Raw genomic sequence first — 2,343 nt, 5'->3', positions numbered from 1 at the left:
AGATCGCTGATGGCGGCCTGTAGAGCGGCCTCATCGGACGCGGTGGTTGGTGCGGTGGTCCCTGTCGCCGCGCGGGCGACGGTGGTTCCGGTCACGGCCAGCAGTGTCGCGGCCGCGCAACCACCCATGAAGCTACGTCGGTTCAAGGAAGTCATGGACAGTCATGCTGCCGAGGCAGCCGCGCCCCGCCATCCGGGATGACCCCATGCGCACCCTCATGCGCGCCCGGAGCGGGCCTCCGGGGCGACCCCTAGTCCGGCTGGTGTTCCGGCCCGCCGTAGTCGGGGCTGGTGAAGTCCGGGCTGCTGTAGCGGGGGCGGGCCTTGGGCCCTTCGCCGTCGGTGCTGAAGCCGGGGCGGCTGTAGCCGAGGTGCGGGGTGCGGCTGACCGTTTCGGGGTTGGTCGGGACGTACGCGGAGGGCGACGGCGCCGAGGGGTTGGCCAGGGCCTCGCGGAGGAACGGCAGGATGCCGCGCTCCAGCAGGGCCTGACGCCAGATTTCTCTGGCGCGGTCCACCTCCTCGAGCTGCTCGCTGCGCGCCTCGCCCCGGATCGCGCTGGAGCCGTTGCGCAGCGCGGCCAGGAGCAGTCCGACGGCGGCGATGAGGATGCCCGCGGCGGTCAGCGCGGCGAAGAGCCAGCCCGCGGTGACCATCGGCTGGGCGATGGAGGGGGCTGGGTCGAGGACGTTGAGGACGTAGCCGACGATGAGGAAGATGATCGCGGCGGTTCCGGCGAGCACCGGCGCCAGGACCGCGAGCATGGCGACGAGCCCGGCCCCCGCGGCGTCCTGCATCGCACCGGCCAGCCCCACCGTGCCGTCCGGGTGCTCGCGCTCGCCCACGTCCCCGGCGAGCGGGAAGAGCGGCGCGGGCTCGCGCAGTTTGGCGCGAGTTTCGCGGTAGTCCTGATATTCGGCGGCCGCGCATGCCGCTATCGCGGCCGAGGCGCCGAGCGCCATCGTGCGCAACTGCTCGGCAGTGAGCCGCTGCCCGACACCGGTGAGGTCCGGGCGACGGTCCGCGGTGCGCAGTGCCTCGTCGAGAACCCGCTCGAACTCCGGGCGGTCCTCGATCAGCAGGTGCGGAGCGCTTTTCATGGTGCATCCCCCGATGCTCCGTAGGGCCGTGACGCCGGCTTACACCGGGCAGTCGGGCGGAAACGGAGGAGAGCCTGCGACGGATAAGCCGATGGTAGAGCCGATCCGGCGCGGGGTGACAGCAAGTTTCGCTAATTGCTCCCTCGCCGGTGAAGCTCTCTATCTGCCCCGGGCAGCGTCCGCCGAACCCTCAGTCGGTCAGGGGAAGTTGAACGACCAGCAGTTTTCCGGCCATGGTGACGCCGCCGTCCATGGCCACGGCGAGATTGTCCGCGTAGACATGCGGACCCTCGACGGCGGGCGTGCCGCCGTCCTCGCCGTCCTCGGAGCCGACCTCGCCGAGCAGATACGGAATGGGGCTGTGGCCGTGGACGATGCGCTCCCCGCCGTAGGTGTCGAGCAATTCGCGGGCCGCCATGGGCCCGGCGTCCTCGTCGCGGAAGGCGAACCGCTTGGTGAATTTGCGGAACAGGTCCCAGCACTCGTCGGCGTCGCTGCGCTGGAGTGTCTCGGTGACGGTGTCGTTGACGGCCTCGATCGAGTCGCCGTAATCCAGATAGGCGGTGGTGTCGGAGTGGACCAGCAGATGCCCGTCCTCCTCCGCCATCGCGTCCAGCCGGGACATCCACTGGAGGTGGTGGTCCTCCAGCCGCTCCATGTCGGTGCGCTGGCCGCCGTTGAGCAGCCAGGCGGCCTGGAAGGAGGCGGTTCCGGCACCGGAGTTGACGGGCGTGTCGCCGAACCGCTTGGCGCCGATCAGCAGCAGCTCGTGATTGCCCATCAGCGCCTTGCAGTAGCCGCCCGCGGCCGCGGCCTCGGCGGAGAGCTGCATGACCAGGTCGATGACGCCGATGCCGTCCGGGCCACGGTCGGTGAAGTCGCCGAGGAACCACAACCGGGCGTTGCCCGCGGCCCAGTTGCCCTTGGGGTCGATCAGGCCCTCGGCGGCGAGCGCCTCGCGCAGCTCGTCGTGGTAGCCGTGGACATCGCCCACGACGTACAGCGGGCCGGGCCCCTCGTCCTCGGCCAGCGGGCCGTGTTCGGGCTCGGGCAGCGAGGTGAGCGTGACGGTGGGGCGATCCTGCGGCGGGACGAGCGGGGTGTCCGGGATGGTGTGGCCGGGGCCCAGGACGGGGAGCCGCTCGGTGGGGGTGTACTCGGCCGGCAGTGACTCAGGGGCCGGAGCGCCCGGTGCGGGCACCCCTGGAGCCGGTGCCCCGGGCGCGGGGGCCCCTGGTGCGGGT

Annotated in this window: 3 protein-coding genes; all 3 read right to left on the bottom strand. The window is 71.6% G+C overall.

The features are described 5' to 3' along the window. Window positions 1–155: twin-arginine translocation signal domain-containing protein (locus tag KN815_RS52480; protein ID WP_216347285.1), on the bottom strand; the 155-nt coding region annotated here is incomplete at its 3' end. Between the two features lie 95 nt (window positions 156–250). Beyond that, window positions 251–1,099, bottom strand: coding sequence for a hypothetical protein (locus KN815_RS43580; protein WP_216347283.1), 849 nt, complete (start codon window positions 1,097–1,099; stop codon window positions 251–253). 190 nt (window positions 1,100–1,289) lie between these two features. Then, window positions 1,290–2,343: metallophosphoesterase (locus KN815_RS43575; RefSeq protein ID WP_301184700.1), on the bottom strand; the 1,054-nt coding region annotated here is incomplete at its 5' end.

It is taken from the genome of Streptomyces niphimycinicus (assembly GCF_018883605.1).
Lineage (GTDB): Bacteria > Actinomycetota > Actinomycetes > Streptomycetales > Streptomycetaceae > Streptomyces > Streptomyces niphimycinicus.
This window is presented reverse-complemented; position numbering and strand designations above follow the sequence as displayed.

What these genes read in the sequence shown, in the direction of transcription:
- KN815_RS43580 (WP_216347283.1), bottom strand. Translation starts at nt 1,099, where the DNA reads ATGAAAAGCGCTCCGCACCTGCTGATCGAGGACCGCCCGGAGTTCGAG.